Source organism: Trichocoleus sp. DQ-A3, from assembly GCF_039961975.1.
Classification (GTDB): domain Bacteria; phylum Cyanobacteriota; class Cyanobacteriia; order Cyanobacteriales; family FACHB-T130; genus FACHB-T130.
On the sequence record NZ_JAMPKC010000034.1, the window covers coordinates 1 to 24,715 of the forward strand.

The window sequence follows — 24,715 nt, forward strand, 5'->3', positions numbered from 1 at the left end:
CTCAAAAATGCTGGCGGTAAGGTTGTCTTTGGAGAGCCGAACTCTTTTGCAGAGGGCTATATCAATAACTTCAGCGGTTCTATTGATGATGTTGAGCTGAAGTTTCACTCTCAGGCAAACTTTTCGCTCAGCAAAGACTTGGTCGTGAACAATGACTTGATCATCACTGAGGTGCAGACGATTGTAGGCAGTGGCTTCAGTATTAAAGTTGCTGGAGATGTCATTTCTGCCGATACGAATGGAATCACAGGAACGGGTGCCATTGCTTTAGTAGGCAGTGCGACAAACACTTATACCGGCTTAGGCACTGGGACGCAGGGCAACCTGGTAATCGACAAGACAACTTCTACTGATAAAGCATTACTGGGTTCCAGCGAAACTTTCTCGTCGGTTGTTATTAACGAAGGGATTTTCGATGTCAATGGTAAAACTGCGACTGCTGGCACTACTATCAACAGCGGTGGAACCCTCGGTGGATCGGGCACAGTAATTGGCAATGTCACGGTTAACAGTGATGGAGCGCTGGCTCCTGGTAGTGGCATTGGTATTCTCAACACAGGCTCCGTTAACTTTACCAATGGCTCACGGTTCAACGTTGAGTTAGGCGGCACATCGGCAGGCAATGGAATTGGATTCTACGACCAGCTAAATGTAACGGGTACAGTGACGATTGGCACTAGTGCTGTGCTAAATACATCACTGTTTAGTGGATTTACGCCAGGTGGTGGCAACACATTTATCATTGTCAACAATGATGGTGTTGATGCTATCAATGGAAAATTTAATGGCTTAGCTCAAGGAACCACAGTTAATCTGGGTTCTGGAATAAATGCCACCATCTCTTATGCGGCAGGGGATGGTAATGATATTGCCCTATCCCTCCTCAATCAGGCACCTAACTTTACAGGTAATGCAACACTAGCTGCTGTTGCCGAAGACACGACCAACCCTAGTGGTCAAACGATTTCCACTGTCTTCAATGGACTGTTTAGTGACCCGGATGCAGGCGCAAGTCTTGGCGGTGTTGCGGTGGTTGGGAATACTGCAAATGCAACTACACAAGGGACGTGGCAATACTCTACAGATGGTACGACCTGGTTTGCTGTAGGCACGGTTGCGGATAGTGCAACAGCTCTGGCACTCTCTGCCAGCACAGTAGTCCGGTTTGTTCCCGTTGCCAATTACAACGGCGCTCCCCCGGCTTTAACTGTTCGAGCGATCGATAACACCTACACGAGTGGGTTTACCAGTGGGGGTACTCGCGTCAATCTGAATACTGGTACAAATGGGGGAGGCTCGGCGATTTCTGGTACCACCAACACCATCAACACCAGCATCACGGCGGTTAACGATGCTCCTACTGGCTCTGCCACCGCATCTCTAGTTGCTGGAACGGAAGACACCGCTTACACCATCAGCAAAGCCGACTTGCTAGCAGGCTTTAGTGATGTTGATGGCGATTCCTTGTCAGTCAGCAATATCACAGCCAATGGCACGGTTCTGACGGCAGATAGCAGTGGGAACTACGTCTTCACACCTGCTGCCAACTTCAACGGCACCGTTACACTGAACTACGATATTGTAGATGGCAATGGTGGTTCAGTCGCAGCCACTCAGTCATTTGTGATCGCTCCTGTCAACGATGCTCCAACTCTAACGGGCACTACCGCAACGTTGGCAGCAGGAACCGAAGATACCGCTTACACCATCACCGCCGCTAGCTTGTTGCAAGGCTTTACTGATGTCGAGAGCAATATCCTCTCAGTGTACAACCTGACCGCTACCAACGGTTCTATCATCAGCAATGGCAATGGCACCTACATCTTTAAACCTACTGCCAACTACAACGGTACGGTTACGCTGAACTATGACGTGGTAGATGGTGATGGCGGGGTTACTCCAGCGACCCAATCCTTTAGCCTTGCGGCTGTCGCTGATGTCTCCCTCGCAACAGGCACTCCCCCTACAGAAGCTGGAACTCCTGGCACTTTCGTTATTACCCTCGATGCCCCAGCACCCGCAGGTGGCTTGACGATCAACTACAACCTCTCCGGCAGCACCGCGACGACTCCTGCCGACTTTAGCCTAACCGCAGGCAACAATATCACAGGAGTGACTAGCGGCAGCTTTACTGTTGCTGCGGGAGCTACCACCGCTACCCTTCAGGTGGCTGCCGTTAATGATGGGATTGTTGACCCGAACGAAACCGTGCGACTCAACTTGACTTCGGGTAGTGGCTACACCCTAGCCTACAATTCCACCACCCCCTTCCGGGCTGCTCCGTTGGTGTCAGTCGGGCCGTTTCCCGCAGGATTTACTCTTGGTGATGTCAACAAGGATGGCAAGCTTGATCTACTCACTTCCACGATCACCTCTGCGGTTTCAATCCGGTTAGGAGATGGCACAGGCAACTTCACCAGCACTCCGGATGTCCCTGTTGGAGGTTATGCTTCACGTCCTGCTTTAGGAGACTTTAATGGAGACGGCAAGCTTGATTTTGCAACCGCAAATGCTAATACTAATACAGTTTCGGTGCGATTAGGGGATGGCACAGGCAACTTTACCGGCACCACCAATATCACCGTTGCAGGTAATCCAGCAAGTCTCGTTTTAGGAGATTTCAACGGCGATGGCAAGCTTGATTTTGCAACGGCAAACACTAATGCTAATACGGTTTCGGTGCGATTAGGGGATGGCACAGGCAACTTTACTGGCACTACCAGCGTGCCTGTTGGGACTAATCCTCAAGCTATTGCTTTAGGAGACTTTAATGGAGACAGCAAGCTTGATTTTGCAACCGCAAACACTAATGCTAATACAGTTTCGGTACGACTAGGGGATGGCACAGGCAATTTCACCGGCATAAGTGAAGTGTCTGTTGACACTAATCCTCAAGCTATTGCTTTAGGAGATTTCAACAGCGATGGCAAGCTTGATTTTGCAACGGCAAACTATAGTGCTGGCACAGTCTCGGTAAGGTTAGGAGATGGCACAGGTAACTTCACGGGTTCTACTAATGTGTCAGTTGGGACTAATCCACGAGGTCTCGCTTTGGGGGATATCAATGGGGATGGCAACCTTGATTTAGCGGTTACCACCTCTGGCAAGGTTTCCTTGCGGTTTGGGGATGGCGCAGGCAACTTTACAGGCTCTAGCAATGTCTCAACTGGTGGAATAGACTCCTTTGCTGTCGCCTTGGCAGATATCAATGGTGACGGCAATCTTGATGTGGCGACTATAAATCATGGTGCCGAAGCTTTCCAGGGGTCTGTTTCAGTACTCCTGAACAATACAGGTAGTGCTACGCTTACCATCACAGATGCCCCTAACATAGCTCCCAGCTTTACCGGCAATGCTACCCTAACCGCCATTTCGGAAGACACAACGACCCCTGCTGGTCAAACCATCACCACCCTCTTCAGCGGACTCTTCAGCGACCCCAACCCCAACTCTAGTCTCAGTGGGGTGGCAGTCGTAGGCAATACAGCCAATGCAACAACTCAAGGCATCTGGCAATATTCCACTGATGGCACCAACTGGTTTAACGTCGGCACGGTAACCGATGGCGCAACCGCCCTGGCACTCTCTGCAACTACCGCAGTCCGCTTTGTTCCGGTTGTCAACTACAACGGTACTCCACCTGCCCTCACAATCCGCGCCCTAGATAATACCTACAATGGTGCATTTACCAGCGGCAACAATCCCATCAACGTGAACACAGGTAGCCGAGGCGGTGCAACAGCAATTTCTGCCACTACCAATACGATTAGTACCAGTGTTACCCCCGTCAACGATTTACCGACGGGCACCGTCACTATCAGCGGTACTGCTGCTCAAGGCGAAGTATTGACGGCTGCCAACACCTTGGCAGATGCCGATGGCTTAGGTGTCGTGACCTACACTTGGTTTGCCAATGGAGTAAGCACTGGCGTTACAGGCGCTACCTACACCTTGACACAAACCGATGTGGGTAAAGTCTTCACCGTCACGGCATCTTACACCGACGGACAAGGCACGGTGGAATCCTCTACCAGTGAGGCAACGGGGACAGTCGCAAACGTCAACGACGCTCCCACGGGCAGTGCTACCGCATCTCTAGTTGCTGGAACCGAAGATACTGCTTACACTATCAATGCTGCTGACCTGTTGGCAGGCTTCAGCGATGTGGATGGTGACACACTTTCTGTTGCTAATCTCACGGCAAGCAATGGCTCACTAGTTAACAATAACGACGGTACCTACAGCTTTACACCTGCTGCTAACTTTAATGGCACGGTCAACCTTTCTTACAACGTTGTCGATGGTAATGGCGGTTCAGTGGCAGCCACTCAGTCGTTTGCGATCGCTCCTGCCAACGATGCGCCCACAGGCCTTGCCACTGCATCTCTAGGGGCTGGTACCGAAGACACTGCTTACACCATCAATGCTGCTGACCTGTTGGCAGGCTTCAGCGATGTGGATGGTGACACACTTTCTGTTGCTAATCTCACGGCAAGCAATGGCTCACTAGTTAACAATAACGACGGTACCTACAGCTTTACACCTGCTGCTAACTTTAATGGCACGGTCAACCTTTCTTACAACGTTGTCGATGGTAATGGCGGTTCAGTGGCAGCCACTCAGTCTTTTAGCTTGACGGCAGTCAACGATGCCCCAGTGCTAACGGTGCCAACTACCCAAACGGTAACCTCGAACATTAGTCAAATCATTCCAGGCATTAGCGTCACGGATGTCGATGCAGGGACTAGTTCCTTACAAGTGACACTTTCCCTCGTCAATGGTTCGGCAACGCTCAGTTCTACTAGTGGTTTGAGCTTTACAGTCGGAGATGGCGATCAAGATACATATATGACCTTCAGTGGTTCTTTGAGTGCCATTAACACTGCGCTCAATAATCTAGCGTATCGCAGCAACCCTGGTTACTTAGGGGATGACAGCATCACGATTACCGTGAACGATCAAGGTAACGCGGGCAGTGGTGGCGCACTGAGCGACAGTAAGGCGATCACAATAACTGCCTACAACGTCATTAACGGAACAGCCAACAACGATAATCTCACTGCCACTGCCAACCCAGACCGCGTCTTTGGTAATGCTGGCAACGATACCGTCACCACAACAATTGCCAACGCCCAGCAAAATGACCTGTTTGACGGCGGAACCGGAGTCGATACGCTGGTCATCTCTGGTGGCACAGCCGCAACTGCTTTAACGTTGAACAGTTCCGCAACCACCGATCAACTCACCGGGATTCCAGGGCTGGTCATCCAAAACTTTGAAACCTTCAATTTTGGCGGCTTCTTGGGCACACTGAATGCCACTGGCAGCACGGGCAACGATACCATCACTGCTGGCGCTGGCAACGATAACCTCAGCGGTGGGGATGGTAATGATACCCTCAGCGGTGGGGCTGGAACCAATACCCTCGATGGCGGGGCTGGAACCAATACCCTAGTAGGGGGAGCAGGCAACGACACCTACATCGTCAGCACGACAACGAACACCATTACCGAAGCAGTAGGTGCTGGAGTGGACACGGTTTTGGCATCCGTTACCCACACGGTAGCGACCAATGTAGAAAACCTGAGCCTGACGGGTACTGCTGCGATCAATGGTACAGGCAACACCTTGAACAATACGTTGACGGGTAACAGTGCCAATAACACGCTCAATGGTGGAACTGGAGCAGACACGCTCATTGGTGGAGCAGGCGATGATACCTACATTGTTGATAATGCAGGCGATGTCATTGTTGAGCTGTTAGACGAAGGTCTTGACGCGGTGAACGCGAGTGTGAGCTACACCTTGAGCGCAAACGTAGAAAACCTGACCCTCACAGGAACTGGAAGTATCAACGGCACTGGCAACGAGCTAAATAACACCTTAACTGGCAACACGGGCAGCAACGTTCTCAATGGGGGTGCAGGCAACGACAGCTTGATTGGGGGCGCTGGTAACGACACTTATGTCGTTGATTCCTTAGGCGATATTCTCACAGAACTGGCGGCACAGGGGACAGATACCGTCAACGCCAGCATTAGTTGGACATTGGGTGCAGAATTAGAAAATCTTACTCTCACCGGCACTACTAACATCAACGCAACAGGCAATAGCCTTAACAACACCCTGACAGGCAATAGTGGCAACAACATCCTCAATGGTGATGCTGGTAACGATACGCTCATCGGTGGGTTGGGCGACGACACTTATATTGTTGATTCCCTCAGCGATATCGTCACAGAGCAAGCGAACCAGGGAATTGACACTGTGACTTCTAGCCTGACGTGGACTTTAGGAGCAAACTTGGAAAACTTAATCCTCACAGGATCTGCCGCAGTTAATGGTACAGGTAATACCTTGAACAACACCTTGACGGGCAACAGTGCTAATAACACCCTCAATGGTGGAAGTGGAGCAGATACCCTCATCGGTGAAGCAGGTGACGATACCTACATCGTCGATAATACAGGCGATGTCATTGTTGAGCTGTTAGACGAAGGTCTGGACAAGGTCAACTCCAGTGTTACCTACACCTTGAATGCAAACGTAGAAAACCTAACCCTGACGGGGACTGAAAGTATCAACGGCACTGGTAACGAACTAACTAACACTATCGTTGGCAATAGCGGCAATAACATTCTGGATGGCGGAGCAGGCAACGATACCCTCACCGGTGGTGGCGGCAATGACACCTACATTGTCGATGCCGTTGGGGACATTGTTACTGAAGCCCAGAATGCTGGTACGGATACAGTCCAGTCATCCGTTACCTATACGCTAAGCAACAACGTTGAGAACTTAATCCTCATCGGAAATGCAGCGATTGATGGGACGGGCAACACGCTCAACAACACCATCACTGGCAACAGTGCTAACAACATCCTCACTGGTGGAGCGGGTAGTGACACCCTGAATGGTGGATTGGGAGTTGATACGCTGATTGGTGGCACAGGCAATGATACTTATATCGTTGATTCCCTCGACGATATCCTGACGGAAGCCTTGAATGAAGGAACTGATACGATTCAATCTGCTCTCAGCTGGACGTTAGCCGCCAACTTCGAGAATCTGGTACTCACCGGAAATGCAGCGATTGATGGCATCGGCAACGACTTGAATAATACAATCACTGGCAACAGTGCTAATAACCTCCTCTCTGGTGGAGCTGGCAATGATGTCCTGACAGGTAATGCAGGTGCCGATACGTTCGTTGGCGGAATTGGCAACGATACGTTCAACTTCGGTGTAGATAGCGATGTAGATACACTGATTTATACCGTGGGGCAGGGTACAGATATTATCAACCAGTTCACTCGTGGCGCAGGCGGAGATGTACTCAAGTTCGTCAACAATGTCACAATCGATGTCGTTACCAGTGGCAGCACTACTGCCTTCCGCCTGAGCGACAACATTGCGGGCAATGCCGGATTTGGTACTGGCACCTTGCTACTGACGATGAATGGAACAACCGGGTTTACCCAAGACAACATAGGGCTGAACGTCGCGGCTGATAATGCAGCAGGTTTCCTATTCAGTTAAATTAACCTGGAGTCTCAGCATTCTGAGGTTCCCCAAGCAACAGCAGCCATGATCGAGCGCCCAACTGGTTGGAACTCCGTATCACCAATCCTGTTGGGTGCGATCACTATCCCCATTCCAGCCTTCAACCCAGCATGAGCTTTTCTGCTCATGCTGGACTATAGTTTTTTCCTTACTTTTTCCTTACTTTTTCCATGTTTACTCTTAAAAATAGTAATTATTAAATATAAATTAAGGAATCAAAAAATTTAGTTTTATTCGCTTTATACTCCGTATGCAAATGAAAAAGATTAGTTTTAATTTAGTTATAGCTTACTCTTTAGCGTTATAAAATTCGGTCGTTATAGCTAACAACTTTGCAATGTATATTTTTAGTTTACTAGCTATGGAAGAAAGCCGTGATGGCTTAGAATTTGTTGAAAAATTGCTCTTTGCAAAAACCGGAAAATCTCTCAATAATATTCAAAAAGCTGTGTTGCATCAGTTTTGGCAATATCCTAGAAAAACTTATGAGCAATTTGCCAAAGAATTAGAATATTCCCCAAGTTATATTCAACAAACAGTTGCTCCTCAGCTATGGCGGCTTTTGTCTGGCATATTGGGAGTAAAAGTTAGTAAAAATAATTTTCGTTCTATCGTGGAAAGGCAATGGTTGAACCAAGTTTTGAGGAAAACTGGCAACCTAATTGAGACACTAAATTCAGAATTGATGGATTTGGAATTTCCAGAGGGACGAGTTTCTATACATTCTTCCTTTTATATCGAGCGAGTCCCTCATGAAACAAGATGTTACACAGAAATTATGAAGCCAGGAGCCTTTATCCATATCCAAGCACCCAGACAGATGGGCAAAACCTCTTTGATGGGAAGGATTCTCGCTCATACTACAAGGTTAGGCTATCAAACAGTCAGCTTGAACTTGCAGAGAGTAGATCAGTTGATTCTCGCAAACCTAAATAGGTTGTTGCGGTGGTTTGCCTACGAAGTGAGTCAAAGACTGAAACTAAAACCGAGATTGGATGACTATTGGTCTGAGGATTTAGGTAGTAAGGCTAGCTGTACAAACTACTTTCAAGATTATCTACTAACACAAATTGATAGGCCACTTGTTTTAGCAGTGGATGAAGTAAATGAAATTTTCCAATATCCCCAAGTTACCCAAGATTTTTTATCCCTTTTGCGTTCTTGGCATGAGGAAGCAAAAGATAACGATATTTGGAAAAAACTCCGCTTAGTAGTGATAAATTCTACGGAAGCTTATACCTCTTTAAATATGAATAAGTCTCCCTTTAAGGTAGGGATACAGATTCAGTTAGACTCATTTACTTGGGAACAAGTACAGGATTTAGCTGACCGCCATCGACTCAATCTATCAATCCACGAGCTATCTCAGTTGATGTGGCTAGTGGCTGGTCATCCCTATCTATTACGTGTTGCTTTATATCATCTGGCTCAAGGGAGTTTAACGTTAGAGGAACTGCTACAAACGGCTGCTTCAGATACCGGAGTTTATAGTGAATACCTGCATCAAAAATCGTGGTACCTACAGCACCACCCTGAACTAGCAGCAGCATTTGAGAAGATGTTAAGAGCAAAAGCCCCCGTTGAGTTGGAGCAGTTACAGGCGTTTAAGTTACAGAGTATTGGGCTGGTGACGATGCAAGACAAGCTAGCAATGGTTAGCTGCGATCTGTATCAGCAGTATTTTAGCGAGCGCTCTTAAAGCTAATGATAATAATCTTAATTCAAGTTTTAAAACTATCTAATAAAGATGATTTATTTGAATGTTAATAATTTTTCTGAAAATAGCAAAATTAACTGCCAATCTAATCGTATTTTTGCTACATTTATTGGTATAAATTTTATCTTGCTACGAGCTATTAATTTACGATATTACTGGATAAACCTCATTAAAAAAGTTGATTGTATAACTGAAGTTATTCTCTGGGATTGGCATGTAGATAATTACTACAATCCCGATCGTTAAGCGCTAGATAAGATGTGTTGGAAGCGAGTGGGCTTTATTTCAGATGTTAGTTTTAATCCGATGAAGTTCAGGATTCCTCTTAATATTTTAAAAATAACAGATGTTTCTCAAGGGCTATCGCTAGTGGTTGCTAAGCGGGTACTTGAAGATGCGATACATGGTAAAATTGAAAAATTCAATGGGTTTACGTCAGCCATTATTTTAGGTGTTTGAGGGGCTAAAAATTGATTACATTCCTGACTAATTGTTTGCGGTTTTCAGTTTCAAAAGAGGTATTGAAAAGCAGTAGCCTGCTTGATTAAGATACCCAACGGATTCTTAAAAAAAATAAACTGATTTACATTGGATGGAAAGAAAATTATTTTCCCGGTACGTTAGGTAACATCATGACCCGATGGATTGCTACCCGCTTAAATTTGAACCAGATTAACTGTATTGTAAATGCTGCCTTGGCGAGTTCACTAACTAGCGTACAAATGGCTATTAGCGAGTTGGCTGCATACCGTAGCTTCATGATCCGGGCTAGGGGTGTAGATACTGATACCTCAATTTTTATGTATATGTGTTTTAGTAAAACTCACACTTTTTATAAACAGCAAAAAATCAAACTATTTAATGCTGATTCTGATGGAATGCTTTTCAGTGAAGCAATCGGGATGATGGTACTGAAGCGCTTTAAGGATGCTCAGAACGCCCCGCTATCATTACAGCAGTCAGATAAGCTGGTGCAAAAAATCCAACGGCTCCAATTTATGAAGCCTTTAATAGCACTGAAGATAAGGCATTGGCGAGTCTCTCTACCTACTAAGATGGGACGTTGTTTCATGGCGCTAGCTTTCAAGAAGTTCAAAAAATTTTAAACCTCAATGCAGAAAAGCTAACTATGAAATGTGTCTCGCCCAAAGTAGAGGAAAGACAGTTTGGACAGATTCCACCCCAGGCATTTAATCTAATCGACGCAGATATTCCATTTCAATGCATGTTGATTTGGGTGCGGCATTTTAACCAAGCTCGAAGTTTGCCTCTACGGTGTCAAGAAGGAGAGCATTTTCGAGAGATTCCCGTAGACAAACCTTTCTAGGTTTCGATGGATGTGCAATTTAGCAATGAAACGAAATTAATCGCCAACATTACATCGCATGACTAGCAAGGGCAGGTTTATTCGCGAGTGTTTGGCGCAGAAGTAACAATTAGTCGGCAACTGAAATGGTGAGATTTATGACAATGAAAGAAACCGTTCTCGATAGATTTCGTCAACAATTAACAACAGAACCCGATCGCATTCTCTATACGTTTGTCAATGCAGATGGGCAAGACCAAGAATCTCTAACGTACCAAGAACTCGATCGCACGACAAAGCAAATCGCAGCATTCCTCATCCGGGACTGCAACCTGAAAATTAGCGATCGCGTTTTACTCGTTTACCCTCAATCGCTGGATTTCGTCAAAGCCTTGATTGGCTGTTTGTTGGCGGGTGTGATTCCCGTTCCCGTTGCGCCTCCCAATCCGTTCAAGTTGCAACATGACCTATCCGCATTTGAAGCGATCGCGCAAAATAGTGGCAGTTCAGCTATTCTCACGAATGGAGAGTACCTGGCGGTGAAGCGCCAGACTGAGGCGAGTTTGTTTCTTGAGCAAAAAGGGTTTTGGTCAGAGTTACCCTGCTATCGAACAGACGACCTGCAAAATGATCCTGAATCGTTGCCCCAACGTCACGCGCCGACGTTAGAGGATGTCGCTTACTTGCAATACACCTCTGGCTCAACTTCCGCACCAAAAGGTGTGATGATTAGCCACGGTAACATCATGCATCAGTTGAGCGTAACCGGCGAGGAGTTAGGATTCAATGCCGACTCGCGACTAGTGGCGTGGGTGCCTCATTTCCATGACTTTTGTTTGGTCAGTGGGATTTTGAGTTCACTGTATGGCAACGGTCATCTCTATCTCATGTCTCCCCTGGCATTCGTCCAACGTCCTGCGGTTTGGTTTGAGGTACTCTCCCGCGTCCAGGCAACCCATACAGCCGCGCCAGACTTTGCCTATCTGCAATCTGTCCGCAAGACGACACCCGAACAGCGACAGCAGTGGGATTTAAGTTCGCTACAAGTGGTGATGAGTGCCGCCGAACCTATTCGACCTACCACTGTCGATGTATTTCTCGATGCCTTCGCTGGCTGCAATCTCAATCCTCAAGTTTTTTGTCCCGCCTATGGACTGGCAGAACATACCGTGGGTATTTCGGTCTTAGGGCGTCGCCGCGTTACGGTGGAACGAGACTCGTTGGAGTGGGAACGGGTTGTTAAGCTAGCAGAAATTCCAGAAGACGGTCGTACCCTGACTTTGGTGGGATGTGGCAAGCCACTTGCCGGAGTCAATGTGCGGATTGTCGATCCCGAAACTTATCAGCAACGCCAAGCGGGAGAAGTAGGCGAAATCTGGGTCGATTCTCCCAGTAAGGCGCTGGGATACTGGGGGTTGCCGGAACTCTCGAAGGAAGTTTTCGAGGCTGGCCTTCATGAGAGTGCAGGACGCTATCTTCGCACGGGCGATTTAGGCTTTTTGTTGGATGGCGAACTCTATATTGCAGGGCGCTTAAAAGACGCGATTATTGTCCGGGGACGAAACCTGTACCCGCAAGATTTAGAAGAGACAGTTTGCCGTTGCCACCCGTTAATTTTACCGGGAGGAGCGGTGGCGTTTTCTGTTTCCGATCCCGTCGTCAGAGGTGAAGAGCAAGTTGCGGTCATTGCAGAGATTCGTGCCAATAAACCCTCATCCGAACAACTCCATGAAATCGTTCGCCTGATTCGTTCTCACTTGTTGCGAGAGCATCAGGTATCGTGTCGCACAGTTGCGATCGCATCTCCCGGTACAATCTTGAAAACCACCAGTGGTAAACTCCGCCGCCAAGCCTGCAAGCAAGCGTACCTCAAGGGAACCTTGCAAGAACAAGCCTTCCAAATCGATACCATCGCCTATCAAGAAACCACGAGTTCGGATCAACAAGAAGACCCTCGATTGCGAGGGATGACACCCGAATTTCACAAACTAATCAGTAACTTAGCGTTGCTCACCGGACAGCGGGGTAAAGATTTAAAACGTCGTTCGACCCATACTGTCGGGGTTACAGGCTTCGGGCAAGTTGAATTTCTGCCTCAGCCGAATATACCGGCCCATCCATTTTTCGTACCCGGTCAAAAGTTTCCCGTCATCGTGCGTCATGCAGCAGGGAAAGGCTTTGAAGACGATGCCATTATGGATGTTCGTTCTGCCACCTTCCGGATTGTCGATGGTTCTGCCGATGCCAAATGGGAAGACCTGGATCTGAATAAAACCCTCTTGGACGTGATTATGAACACGGGGCATAACTTTCCCTGGCCCCATGCTCAGTGCTTCTTCCGCTGGTTTAACAGCAGTATGCCAGAGCGGTTGAAAATGACGGAGGAGTATCCCTCGATCATTCCCAATTTCCAATACATCGCCCGCAACGCCGAATCCTGTACCAAACTGCATTATTTCAACAAAATGACGGTGTGGTTTATCGGTAACGATGGCAAACGCCGCTTCATGCGCTACCGCCTGCGGAATGCCGATATGTCTCCCGACTCCGGCTTTATTAATCCAGCCGATATGCCAGCCCCAATGGATCACGTTCCTCGCAAAGAAAACGATACCCGTCCCAGAACGTATTTGCGGGATGATTTTCAGCAGCGAGTCGAAAACGGAGGGGTTGACTACCTACTACAAATCCAGTTGCGAGAGGTGGAAGAGTCGGAGGAGTTAAACGAAGCTGCTAGGGAAACGACCATCGGCTGGGACGAAGAACTCTATCCTTACCATACGATCGCTCGCTTCTCGTTGCGACAAATCATTCCCAACGAGGTCATCGAACCCTTAGAATTTAACGTCTGGAATGCGCCGGAAAGTCTGGGAATTATTTGGGCAAAATCTCCCTACGAGGGGGCATCCGTCAATCACGCTCGCACTTTGGTTTATGAAATTGTCCAAAGTATGAGAAAAACCGGGCAGCCCACAGCCGCACTCATGGCGTTGGAGAGTATCCCGACCATTGAAGACGTTTCCCTCAAAGAAGCCTTAGAAAAGGCAGCTCAAACCATTCACGACTTTGCCAAACGCCGCAATTTTTTGGATGCACAAGAAACACTGGCGTTGCACGTCACGGAAACCGTTTTATCTAAATATCCAGCCGCCCTGCGCCACGTCTTAAAACAGTTTTTCGCTTGGGGAGAGGTGTTGGATCAAGTCATCGCACAGCAACCCACTCCCACTCAGGAACTCCAAGCGAGTATTGCTCAATACGCCCAGTTCGCTTCTGTCACCAATCGGGATGAAATCGAGGCGTTAACTCAGTTGCACCGTCGAGTGTGCCTGCGGGCGGAGGATCGACAGGGAAATATTAAGGCACTGATTTTTACCAACCGCAAGCAACTGCAACGCTACTGGCTGGGCGGTGCTTATTTAAGCAGTGCAGCGAACTATTGCTCTAGTCCAACAAAAATTCTGGCAGTGGATGACAATCGAGCTGTAGCCATCCATCGTTCCGTCGATATTCGACTAGAAGACGGCATGGTTATCCTGAGAGAATTTACTGGTTGTTGGGTCAAACACAGCGAGCAACCACAATGGACGTTAATCAGTGCCATTGGTACCGCCTATCAGCAAGTTCCTGTCGAGAATTTAGAACAAGCACAAGCGACCGTCAACACCTTCTTTGAGCAGGAAATCTCGCCCCACGAGTTGCGGTTTAAAGCTGAAGTCGCCCTCCTCGGCGCAGTGCTAGTTGATGCGTTTGAGCAATTCGTACCCGTCCAGGGAACCGGGTCAAATTCGCCAGACGAACCAGTCCGCCTCGAATCACCCCGTCATGTTTGCGTTATCGGTGCGGGGGTTTCTGGGTTAACTACTGCTTATGAACTGGAACGACTGGGACATAAGGTAACGGTTTTGGAGCGTCAGTTGCAGATTGCTGGCAAATGTGCATCGATAGAAATTGATGGGTACTGGTACGACTGGGGCGGTCATGTTTACACCGAAGAGTATCACGCCACCAAGCAACTGTTGGATGAGTTAGGAGTCGAACGCGAACGAACAACCCCCTATTTCACTTACGATTTTCAGCAGCAAACCGTTGTACCAGATGATGCTTCCCTGTATGAGAAGCAGAACTTTCTCAAATACCACGTTATGAAGTGGTCGGAGTTTCCAGGCATTGCCCGCCCCGGACTGGTGCATGTTGGCGATGCGCTGAGTGAATCGGTTTCTGAGTGGTTGAGCAAAAATCAGCTTCCAGAGATGGAGAAATCCTTGGGCATCGGTCATACGGCCGCTGGTTACGGCTACCTCGCTGATGACTCCATCCCCGTGATGAATTTCATCAAATACTCTGATGCCGCCGGGTTCATGTCCCTCAACCCGAATGTGAAAAATCGCCAGCAGATGACGGTTAAGGGGGGTTGGCTGAATGTCTGGAACAAGCTAGCCGCACAATTGCAGGATGTTCGCTGCAACGTCCACGTTACCAAGGTCGAGCGCATAGAGAAAGGGGTTCGCATCATCACGGAAAACGAGGAATTTGACTTTGATGAGATTGTTCTAGCACTTCCCTTTGACCACTCTCTAGAATTTCTCGATGCTTCGCCCCAAGAACGAGAACTCTTTGGCAAAATTCGCTACCTCGACTATTACACAACCGTTTGCACCATTGAGGGCATCCCACGCAATGCCTTCTATTTCTTGAAAGAAAACAATCTCGACCTGTCTACAATCGGGCATATTGTTTCGTTCCATCACCGCTACGACGAAACTGATGTTTATGCGGTCTATTCCTATGGCAATGCCTCGATAACGGGTGATGACATCATTGGCTATATCAAAGCAGATGTGGAGCGTATGGGCGGTAAGCTCGTTCAGGTACACGCGCAACGCGCCTGGAAATATATGCCCCACGTTAGCCGCCTAGAGTTGAAAGACGGCTATTACCAACAGTTTGAGGCGATGCAGGGGAAACACCATACTTACTACGTGGGTAGCCTGCTCAACTTTGAATTAATTGAAGCGAACGTTGCCTATGCCAGAGAATTAGTGCGTCGCTTCTTCCTACCAGCGCGTGAAGGCGTGCGCGTGCGCGAACCCTATGCCGCCGCAACGGCAGTAGTTGGCGTCTCCCAAGAACAATATGCCGGAGAACTGACGTTGGAAAAAGTTAAAGATTGGATCGTGAACCATATGGCAGCCGACTTAGACGTGCCAGTAACGGAAATCGATCCGCAAGCTCCCTTAGAAAGCTATCCTCTAGATTCACTGCTGACAGTGGGTTTAATTGGAGAACTTACCAGTTGGCTGGGTTGGCGGATTGAACCGTCTGTGTGGTTGGAGTTGCCCACGATTGAAGCGGTGGCAAACTATATTGTAGAGCAAGATGCTAAACAGTCTTATGCAACGGTTTCTCAGCTTGACCCCTTGCTAGTGGAATTTCGCAAAGGCGATTCCAACCAGAATGCAACTCGCCACAATCCTTTATTTTGCGTACATCCCATTGGCGGTACCACCTCAAAGTACGCCGGACTGTTCCGTCACCTGGGTAAAGACTATCCGCTCTATGGCATTCAAGCACAAGGGGTAGAAACCGGAAAAGCGATCGCAAACATTAGCGATATGGCGGCGCGGTACATTCAAGCCCTCAAAAAACGCCAGCCCGAAGGTCCCTATTCCCTCAGCGGTTGGTCATTTGGAGGATTAGTTGCATTTGAAATGGCTCTCCAACTTCTGGAAAATCGCGAACAAGTAGACTTCGTCGCCTTATTCGATTCGCCTGCTCCTTTGAGCGAAACAGCTCAATATTCTAATAGCGATCAAGAAGATTTAGAAACCTTCCTTTCTGACTGGTTCAACAAAGACGTACTCGCCAGCAATTTAGACTTGCAATCCGAGCGAACCGAACGATTGTTTGAGGTCTTTAAATTCAATTGGCAAGCAATGAGAGCATACACCCCGACGCGGAAATGTACCTGTCCCGTATTTCTATTAAAAGCCGAAAAACAAGCAGCCATTCAGGGATATCCAGAAGGGGTTGAAGCGAGTTTTGATTGGCAACCTTACGTCCAAAATTCTGTTCGTACAGAAATCATTTCGGGTGTCGATCACTACTCAATTATTGACAGCCAAAAGTTAGTTGCTAAATTACGTCAGCTCATTCAGAAAGAGCATTGTGTATTAGCGAAGCCCTAATTGATTTGTGAAGTCGAAATCCCCGACTTCTTTAAGAAGCCGGGGAGCTAAGAGGATATTTGGAAATACGGAGGAAGTCAGAGAAACATCAGGCAAGTCTGCGTAGCATCAGTCGAATCATCGCAATGTAGATAAATGCCTCTGAGGAAGCAGGTAATCGCTCGAAATCTACATTCAGACGACACCAAGATAACCAATCGCAAGTAGAGAGCGATTTTTTTGGGGGGGGAGATAGAGCAGGCGACGCGGTAAGATGGCTCAATGTCGGATTCATCCGAACCTGCCATCTACCAGCTCAAACTGGTGCTGCGCTTGTAACTTGCTAAAGTTGTGGAGTGACCTGTGGTTTTCCGGGTTGCATCTGCTTGCTATAAAGCACTATTTGCTATGTGAAGGTGAAAATTTTCCAATTGAACCTCATATCAGTACACCTAAAACAAACAATTTCCAATTGCGTACTTAATTCTTTACTGAGCAACGATTGCATCTGGATTTTGTGTGAGAAATTGTGTATAAATTCTTAAAAGTCCTGAATTCAAGAGGTTAGTTAATGAAAATATTAGGTCAAATATTCTGTGCTATCTTAATTGGACTTTTACTAATACTAGGAAGTGCTTTTTCATTCACTGAATTGGCATTTGCAGATGAAATTGTCGATTTTGCCATTTCCTACCCTAACCGATATTCGACCCCCTCTGACCTACGGGGTTCAACCCATGAAATGGCATTTCATGGCGATACCCTCTGGATCACGGGGCAAAACTACGATCAGCTTATCGCCATCAAACCAGATGGCACAATGACCTTCTACCCCATGCCTCAATACAGTGGCCCCCACGGGATTGCCTTCGATCGAGCGGGTCAGCTTTGGGTTACCCTTGAATTTGCCGGAGAAATTATCCGCCTCGATCCGACGCATCCCAACTACGATTCAGCCACTAAATACGATGTCCAGTTAGACTGCACCACCTGTACCGAGGAAATTAACACCCATCCGCATGGCTTAGCAATTGGCAGCGATGGTCAAACCGTTTGGTACACTGGCAAAGCGACTGGTACCATCGGTCGCATTACACCAGATGGCACTATTGAAACTTTCCCCATCTCAACGGTAAACAATCCAAGAGCAACTGTAGGCAGTGTACCGATCTATATCCATGCAGATGCCGAAGGCAATATGTGGTTTACCGAGCTAGTGGGCAATGCCATTGGACGCATTACATCCAATGGAACCGTTGAAGAGTTCAATATTCCCACCCTCAACAGTCGTCCGATCGCGATTGTGCCTGGACCGGATGGTAATATGTGGTTTACCGAAGAGGCTGGCAACAACGTTGGACGCATTAAACAGAACTGCAAAACTAATTGCATTACTGAATTTCCAGTACCCAAGCTGCAAAATAATGTTCTTCTAGCAGCACTGGCATTTGACACCGACCATAACCTCTGGGTTCAGCAATATGTGGATGCGAATCACCCGTCACCACCTGGCAGCGATCACCTGATTAAAATTGACAAGCAGATTCTAACCACCAATTCTTCTGATATCAGCAATATTCCAATTGATTTCTATGAGGTTCCGACTCCCGGAACAGTGATGCATCGCATCATACGAGGAGCTGATGGAAATCTCTGGTTTACCGAATTAAAGACTGACAAAGTTGGCAAAGTAAACCTCTCTTTCCTAAGAGATTCTTGAGTTAGAGGTTGCGACAATGCTGTCAAGGTACGCCTTTGTATAGCAATACAGTACCGAAGGCGAAGGCGATCGCTGTCTCGACTTTCGACCCACTGCTGAACCGGAAGTTAAGCCTCACCATTAGCTAAACTTGACATCAATTAGATAGTTAACTTTGTATCAACATGGTCGATAGCTACGAATTCCCTACTCCTCGTAGTGGTTTGCTTGGACTTTGGGATCGGCTCATTGGACCGGGTGCTACTCCCGCCGAAAATATCTTGATTCTTACCAGTGCCTTTGTAGGTGCAGCTTTGGCAGCATTTCGGCTTTGGTTGCTTGGGTTTGGCTTCTTACCAATTGCTGTTGGAGCAATCATCGGCTTCGATATTATTGGCGGTGCTGTTTGTAATGCAACCGATACGACAAAGCGTTGGTACCACCGACCCGAAGTGAATTCAGTTGAGCACATTACATTTATACTGCCGCACCTGCTCCACATTGCACTCGCGGCATGGTTTTTTCGCGTGGGTGTAGGATTTGACTGGAACTACTTCACGTCAGTGAGTGCTTGTCTACTCTTGGCGACGGCAGTTGTGTTAGCTGTACCCGTTTACCTCAAGCGACCCTTAGCTGTGGGGTTGTATCTGATTGCTGTTGCAATAGGACTTTACAAAGTTGGTTTTACACCTGGGTTAGAGTGGTTCATCCCAGCATTATTCTTGAAGTTATTGATTGGTCATCTTGTACCTGAGAGGTGCAAATATAGCGAAGGTGACACCAGTCGCAAAGTAGCGATTGAAATGCTTATCAGATAGAGGTTTCAGGCTTTTTTTACTCCTCCGACTGGTTCTCTGAACGCAACCAGCAATTTGCCAGCTATGGCAGAGTATCGTTACCACTGTCTGTTCTAGTTAGTCCCAATGCAATGAAGCTACAAACCGGGTCGATTTAGTACATAGTTACTAATTGATGCAACATTAACTCAAATGCCTACTTTAGGGCGAAAGTAGGGAAAACAGCCCTAAAGTTGATTGATTTTTCAGGGGGTCTAAGTATGGCTCCTTCTTCTACTCAACAATCAAAAGTTGGTAAATTTCTTAATCCATTTCGCTGTTCTCCAAACTCCCATAAGTATGCTGAAGTGAGAGTGCGGGAATACCTGCTGCCAAGAGAAGTTGAGTCCGTGCGAGACGGCGAAAATAGAAGGTTCGTGCAACCAGGGGCAATGCCCGTGTGTTGTCACAAAAGTCAACCCTTTTTGGGGCAGAATTGATAAGTAATACAAATCATGACTTTGCCTAATTTGTCTCCTTCTAGGCAAAGTATGCTGAAAATATTTACCCCAGCATGAGGGATTGACCCATGCTATTTCTCACCAACCAACTTCCATTTTCGGCAAAGATATTTTCTCGCCATCTGCTACCATCGAAAAAATTATCAGTCAAAGCCATAATGAGCGCGACCAAAAAAGTAGGTAATTCTTGGGGAAGAAGTGTCCATTTTCGACGAGTTCTTCTGTATCCCAATGGGGTTTAGCCATTCATTCTCAACTCTTATCAGGCAATCTCAGATTTGAGTTGAGCATAAATGAATAGATAGTCGCATTTTCAGAAATTTATCAAAAATCCAAATTTAAGAGAGTTTGTCAAATCCAGTCAAATTAGTATATTTAGAAAAATTATTAATAAGCCGTGAAAACGGGTATCATTCATCGTTAAAAGACAAAGGCTAAAATCTATACATATCAATAGTTTCAAGTCAGGGGTACCCCTGGTTGCACCAACCATCTATTTTCGCCGAGTAGCAGACATCTAGCCAACTCAAGCAAGACCGATGTGATCGCTCCCCATCGATTAGTTCCCAAGCGAACTAACTCCATGATTAAATAGCTTTCTAGAACGACACTTCTGATAAGTAAATGAGTCGCCTAGCCGCGAAAACCCTGGTGCTGACAATACCGCTGCCACTGACTCAACACCCAGCAGCGGTGTATTTGGATGGACTGGCGGATGGTTCCAGACCGACAATGAGACAGGCATTGGATGCGATCGCCCAACTCCTGACGAACAATCAGTGCGATGCAATGACACTGAATTGGGCAGCACTGCGGTATCAAAACACTGCGGCTATCCGCACGGCGCTGATGAAACGATACGCCCCGGCGACAGCGAATAAGATGCTGTGTGCGTTGAGAAGAGTGCTCAAAGAAGCGCTGAGATTGGATTTGATGGATGCGACCGATTATGCTCATGCGGTGGATTTCCCGAGCGTAGCAGTCAAAAAAGGACTCAGAGGACGGGCACTGAGTCAGGATGAAATTGCCGCGCTCTTTCAGGTGTGCGTTGATGACGCAACACCCACGGGTGCTAGAGATGCGGCGCTCATCGCTATTTTGAGGGGCGCTGGATTGCGTCGGGCTGAAGCGGTAAATCTGGACTTGAAAGACTTTAACGCCAGCCGCGGTCAGCTGGAAGTGCGCGATGGGAAGGGGGGGAAAGATAGAACTGTGTATCTGTCGAGTGTAGCGAGCACTCTTGTGGAAGATTGGCTTGTCGTCAGAGGCTTGTCACCGGGACCGCTATTATGTCCCATCAGGAAAGGCGGACGGGTGGAACGGCGACGGATGACTCCTCAAGCGGTGTTATTGATTGTGCAAAAACGCGCGAATGAAGGTCTTGTAGCGGCGTTTTCTCCCCACGATTTTAGAAGGACGTTCTGCTCAGACCTCCTTGATGCTGGGACTGATATTGTCACGGTGCAGAAACTCGCAGGACACGCTTCACCCGTGACGACGGCGAAGTATGACCGACGCGGGGAAGAAACGAAGCGTAAAGCTGTGGAGCGGTTGGAGATTCCTTACACTCGGCGAGGGTGAAGGTGCGATCGCTTCATCCTTTAGTTATGTCGTTTGAAGGGGTAATGACCCAAAAGTCAGGACGAAGCTACAGTAACCGGACGCTAAAAATTCTTTGGGGGCGTGCTGCGGGGCGTTATGCAGTTCCATCCTATCGAATTGAACTGTATGCAGATGCTACCGACTACGACACTATCGGCATCATTGGTGAAATAGCGCATATAGAAGCCTCAAGTGATTCAGGTCCACGTGCAAACAAAACCCTGGCTAAAAAGAGCGGGATGAATACGACAATCTCATTTTGCTTTGTCAAAACTGTCATACCCGTCTTGATGGGCAAAAAAATACAAACTCAGTTAAGTATATAAAGCAACTTCGTAGCGACCAAGCCTGGGTACGAAACAGCTTACCTGAGCGCGGCAGAATCACTACAGGATGGGCAACGATACTTCTACAAGGTTCACACCCATTTGGCTTAGAACCTGCAATAGCCTAATAGCCGCCCTCATTCCAGATTTTCCTTCAGGCGATCCCCTCGTTGTTAGAGTAGAACCTGATAAGAGTCATGGCAAAGTATACAGACGCGACTAGCAGAACACGTTAATACATTGCTTAACACTAGCGGGCCTTTTGATTTTAGGCTTGCTATTTTTCCTTTAGCTCCTGTTTCTGCTTGTCTTGCACTTGGCTATTACCTTACTAATTGTCCACGTGTACGCTGATTTCAGTATCATCGCGATGGCTACTCATGGTCATGGTCTAATAAAGCCTCATTTGCTAACGACATAAAAGTTACTGAGCTGACGGACATTAAGATAGCTTCTACCGACGAAATAGCAAATTGCTTTCACCTAAGACGCGACTAAGAGGTTTGAGAGATGGGACAAAAGACTAAAGCGTAATTCCCCAGAACCAGACTAAAAATGAAAGCCCCGATTAAGGAGCTTTTTAAATGCCTATTCAACAACCTTGGAAACGCGCCAAGCAGTGTGACTGCCAATCTTTTTAAATCTAGGCTTGCCCCCCTCATCATTGAGGGGAATTTTAGAAAAGGCAAAGGAGCCACGAATAAAAGTGTGTTTACCATATTTAGTAATTGGCTTAACCCCTACGAGTTTCGTCACTTGGTCAGTAGAGAGAAGCCAGCCAGCAGCCGCAGCCCTTTCCAATTCTTTGAGATATAGCAGCGGCTCCATTGGTGGTGCCACTGGCTTCAGTGCTGCGGCAATCTCTCGCACCAGTTCAATAAAATTGTCTGACGACTTGTCCAGTTGTCCACTGGACAATGCAGGCTTGTCCAGTTGCCCGGTGGACAATTCCCGCTCATCGGCTGAAATCCTTTGGAGTTGCTGGATTTCAGCCTCTACTGGCTGGGCAAAATTCTCAATCTTGCCCCCAGTTTTTAAATACTTGTCCAGTTTGTCCAGTTTGTCCAGTTGCTCTTGAGAAATCTTCCCTCGTGCTGGCTTCTGGATGTTTAAGCCCTTAATCCTATCGTCTACAGCCTGCCTGCTGCTTAGGTTGTAGCGTTCTTGTAAGCTGCTAACACTAATCAAATTTTCCATTATTATCTCAACTTGTCCAGTTGTCCACTGGACATATTTTATTTTGTCCAGTGGACAACTGGACAAAATAGCCACTCTAAAATGCCCTCAAACTGATGGAAACAGTAGTGTCCATACAAAACCCTTTGCAATTGGTTACAGGGTATCTTCGTGGGAGTGACTTACAAACCTTGCTACATCATGCTTCCAACTCAATAAACCTTTAATACAGAGGCGATTCATTGAATGAAAGGAGACTTCCTTCAGCAGGAATCGTCTTTTCATCTGCTTTACAGCCAGAAATTGTGAGTTATTACAAGGAATTGCCCTGCCAGCTCTGGAGCAATTATTGATATTGATGCTGAGCTTGTAGCCCATTATTTACCCCAAAACCAACTAACAATTATCGCGGCGGGATGACCCGCTGCGATCGCTTCCCGAACTTCTTCAAGTTTCCCAATCGGGATGACCTTAGAGTAAACCTTTCCTCTGCCTCCCAGTTGATAACGGTAGAGGTTGTATTCATAAGTTTTTAATTCCCCAGAACTGAGTTTTTTATGCTTAGTTTGAAGCTCGATTCTGCCTGATGGATTAGCTTGCCCTTTGTCACATCGCCCTGGCTGACGAGTTCCTTTAGGCGATCGCTTTCTAGTCGGTTCTGGGGAATTAGTTTTAGGTTGCGCTCGGTCCGTATTCCAAACCCGCCAAAGTTGCTCTGCTGGAATGAGGACATCGCTATCAAAACCATCCCAGCGAACAACTATCAGGGGTAACTTACCTCCTAGTAGCTCCTGCTGCTGCAATCCCTGAACTGTGCCAAATTGCTGTAAGCCCTTCCGCCAACGGACACGATCGCCTATTCTCCAGACATCATCGGGATCTAGCGGTTCATCGCCCCAGCCGTCCCTTTCGTTCCACCGCACGGTGGTAAACCAGCCGCAAGCCTCACAACCATCAACAGAGTGATGACAAGTACAAGACTCGACGGAGGGCGACGGCGGCGACTCTAGGATCGAGAAGATTTCCAGCTGCTGCTCTCTGGCTTCTAATAGTTCCGCTGCCGCTCGGAACTCCAAGGGGTCTAGCCAATTCTTCGGGATGTTGTACCAATCGCTTAGGGTAGCCGGGTCTAATACCTCGCCCTTGTTGAGAAGCCCGTTCTCTCTCAAAAAACTCTCTAACCTGGTCTGTCCAGGTGGTCGCCCTTCCCCAGTCGAACTTAAGCCCCCTGGAGATTCCAACCAAAAGTACCCGCTCTCTAAGGAAGGGCGATCCAAAGTGTCCGCTGCTGATAAGAAGTTTTTCCCACCTGTAGCCGATTTGTTCAATAGCTCCAGCGAGGATTTCAAAGTATGAGCCACTTGCCCATCCGGGTTTAAAAGGGCAGCTAAGTAATCCGGGCACGTTCTCAATGCAGAAAAATCTGGGCTGCACTGCTGCGATCGCTCTGATGACGGCGGGGAAACAATCTCGCTCGTCATCGGCTCCTTTACGCTTTCCCTGGACTGAGAAAGGCTGGCATGGTGGCGAGGCTGTGATGATGTCAGCATCAGTGATGCAGCTGTATTTGATATTTGTCCAGTCCAGATGCTTGATATCTCCAAGGATTGTGCGTCTAGGGTATCGCTTGCTGAGGATGTCGCGGCAGTAGAGATTGTTCTCGCAGAGTCCAACGAGGTCGAAACCGAGTTGCAATCCGGCGAGAGCGAAGCCTGCCCCGACGCCGGAACAGAAGTCAAGTTGGGTGAATTGCTGGGTTCTCTCCACTGTGTTAGCCCTGTCCATTTTTCGAGATGTTTATCAGTGCCCTGAAATGATTTTGCAGATACGCGATCCACCGAAACCTTTACCCAACAACGGGA

At 47.6% G+C, this 24,715-nt stretch carries 13 protein-coding genes and 1 pseudogene; 10 read left to right on the plus strand and 4 right to left on the minus strand.

Features of this window, described 5'->3' with window-relative positions; translation table 11 throughout:
* The first annotated feature begins 144 nt into the window (after nucleotides 1-144).
* The 5 genes from NDI44_RS25780 (at nucleotide 145) to NDI44_RS25800 (ending at nucleotide 16,774) form a co-directional block, all read left to right on the plus strand.
* Nucleotides 145-7,539, plus strand: coding sequence for a cadherin-like domain-containing protein (locus NDI44_RS25780; RefSeq protein WP_206755327.1), 7,395 nt, complete (start codon nucleotides 145-147; stop codon nucleotides 7,537-7,539).
* 385 nt (nucleotides 7,540-7,924) lie between these two features.
* Nucleotides 7,925-9,262, plus strand: a complete 1,338-nt coding sequence (locus tag NDI44_RS25785) for an AAA-like domain-containing protein (RefSeq protein WP_190416005.1) — start codon at nucleotides 7,925-7,927, stop codon at nucleotides 9,260-9,262.
* Between the two features lie 291 nt (nucleotides 9,263-9,553).
* Nucleotides 9,554-9,739 (plus strand): hypothetical protein, encoded by a 186-nt coding sequence (locus NDI44_RS25790; protein WP_190416006.1) that lies wholly within the window; start codon nucleotides 9,554-9,556, stop codon nucleotides 9,737-9,739.
* 128 nt (nucleotides 9,740-9,867) lie between these two features.
* Nucleotides 9,868-10,386: a beta-ketoacyl synthase N-terminal-like domain-containing protein gene (locus NDI44_RS25795; RefSeq protein ID WP_339380850.1), complete on the plus strand. Its 519-nt coding sequence runs from the start codon at nucleotides 9,868-9,870 to the stop codon at nucleotides 10,384-10,386.
* Between the two features lie 364 nt (nucleotides 10,387-10,750).
* Entirely contained in the window at nucleotides 10,751-16,774 is a 6,024-nt protein-coding gene (locus NDI44_RS25800; protein WP_190416008.1) for an FAD-dependent oxidoreductase, read from the plus strand.
* Between the two features lie 88 nt (nucleotides 16,775-16,862).
* Here the strand turns inward: NDI44_RS25800 and NDI44_RS25805 are convergent.
* Nucleotides 16,863-16,970 (minus strand): annotated as a pseudogene (locus tag NDI44_RS25805) (IS5/IS1182 family transposase); the annotation flags it as partial.
* Between the two features lie 354 nt (nucleotides 16,971-17,324).
* Here NDI44_RS25805 and NDI44_RS25810 point away from each other — a divergent pair.
* From NDI44_RS25810 to NDI44_RS25830, 5 genes are all read left to right on the plus strand, one after another.
* Nucleotides 17,325-18,473, plus strand: coding sequence for a hypothetical protein (locus tag NDI44_RS25810; RefSeq protein WP_190416009.1), 1,149 nt, complete (start codon nucleotides 17,325-17,327; stop codon nucleotides 18,471-18,473).
* A gap of 164 nt (nucleotides 18,474-18,637) precedes the next feature.
* On the plus strand, nucleotides 18,638-19,270 hold the full coding sequence (locus NDI44_RS25815; RefSeq protein ID WP_190416010.1) for a hypothetical protein: 633 nt from the start codon (nucleotides 18,638-18,640) through the stop codon (nucleotides 19,268-19,270).
* A gap of 239 nt (nucleotides 19,271-19,509) precedes the next feature.
* On the plus strand, nucleotides 19,510-19,728 hold the full coding sequence (locus NDI44_RS25820) for a hypothetical protein (protein WP_190416011.1): 219 nt from the start codon (nucleotides 19,510-19,512) through the stop codon (nucleotides 19,726-19,728).
* A 645-nt stretch (nucleotides 19,729-20,373) separates the two neighbouring features.
* The gene (locus NDI44_RS25825) at nucleotides 20,374-21,330 is read left to right on the plus strand and encodes a tyrosine-type recombinase/integrase (RefSeq protein ID WP_190416012.1); all 957 of its coding nucleotides are present in this window, start codon (nucleotides 20,374-20,376) and stop codon (nucleotides 21,328-21,330) included.
* 44 nt (nucleotides 21,331-21,374) lie between these two features.
* Nucleotides 21,375-21,677, plus strand: coding sequence for a hypothetical protein (locus NDI44_RS25830; RefSeq protein ID WP_190416013.1), 303 nt, complete (start codon nucleotides 21,375-21,377; stop codon nucleotides 21,675-21,677).
* A gap of 588 nt (nucleotides 21,678-22,265) precedes the next feature.
* Here NDI44_RS25830 and NDI44_RS25835 read toward each other — a convergent pair.
* The 3 genes from NDI44_RS25835 to NDI44_RS25845 all read right to left on the minus strand — a co-directional run bounded on the left by NDI44_RS25835 (nucleotide 22,266) and on the right by NDI44_RS25845 (nucleotide 24,638).
* On the minus strand, nucleotides 22,266-22,874 hold the full coding sequence (locus NDI44_RS25835; protein WP_190416014.1) for a hypothetical protein: 609 nt from the start codon (nucleotides 22,872-22,874) through the stop codon (nucleotides 22,266-22,268).
* Between the two features lie 356 nt (nucleotides 22,875-23,230).
* Nucleotides 23,231-23,776 (minus strand): hypothetical protein, encoded by a 546-nt coding sequence (locus tag NDI44_RS25840; RefSeq protein WP_190416015.1) that lies wholly within the window; start codon nucleotides 23,774-23,776, stop codon nucleotides 23,231-23,233.
* 31 nt (nucleotides 23,777-23,807) lie between these two features.
* A complete protein-coding gene (locus tag NDI44_RS25845; RefSeq protein WP_190416016.1) occupies nucleotides 23,808-24,638 on the minus strand; it encodes a DNA cytosine methyltransferase in 831 nt (276 codons plus the stop codon).
* Between the last annotated feature and the right edge of the window lie 77 nt (nucleotides 24,639-24,715).

What these genes read in the sequence shown, in the direction of transcription:
- NDI44_RS25785 (WP_190416005.1), top strand. Translation starts at nt 7,925, where the DNA reads ATGGAAGAAAGCCGTGATGGCTTAGAATTTGTTGAAAAATTGCTCTTT.
- NDI44_RS25800 (WP_190416008.1), top strand. Translation starts at nt 10,751, where the DNA reads ATGAAAGAAACCGTTCTCGATAGATTTCGTCAACAATTAACAACAGAA.
- NDI44_RS25810 (WP_190416009.1), top strand. Translation starts at nt 17,325, where the DNA reads ATGAAAATATTAGGTCAAATATTCTGTGCTATCTTAATTGGACTTTTA.
- NDI44_RS25815 (WP_190416010.1), top strand. Translation starts at nt 18,638, where the DNA reads ATGGTCGATAGCTACGAATTCCCTACTCCTCGTAGTGGTTTGCTTGGA.
- NDI44_RS25820 (WP_190416011.1), top strand. Translation starts at nt 19,510, where the DNA reads ATGGCTCCTTCTTCTACTCAACAATCAAAAGTTGGTAAATTTCTTAAT.
- NDI44_RS25825 (WP_190416012.1), top strand. Translation starts at nt 20,374, where the DNA reads ATGAGTCGCCTAGCCGCGAAAACCCTGGTGCTGACAATACCGCTGCCA.
- NDI44_RS25830 (WP_190416013.1), top strand. Translation starts at nt 21,375, where the DNA reads ATGACCCAAAAGTCAGGACGAAGCTACAGTAACCGGACGCTAAAAATT.
- NDI44_RS25835 (WP_190416014.1), bottom strand. Translation starts at nt 22,874, where the DNA reads ATGGAAAATTTGATTAGTGTTAGCAGCTTACAAGAACGCTACAACCTA.
- NDI44_RS25845 (WP_190416016.1), bottom strand. Translation starts at nt 24,638, where the DNA reads ATGGACAGGGCTAACACAGTGGAGAGAACCCAGCAATTCACCCAACTT.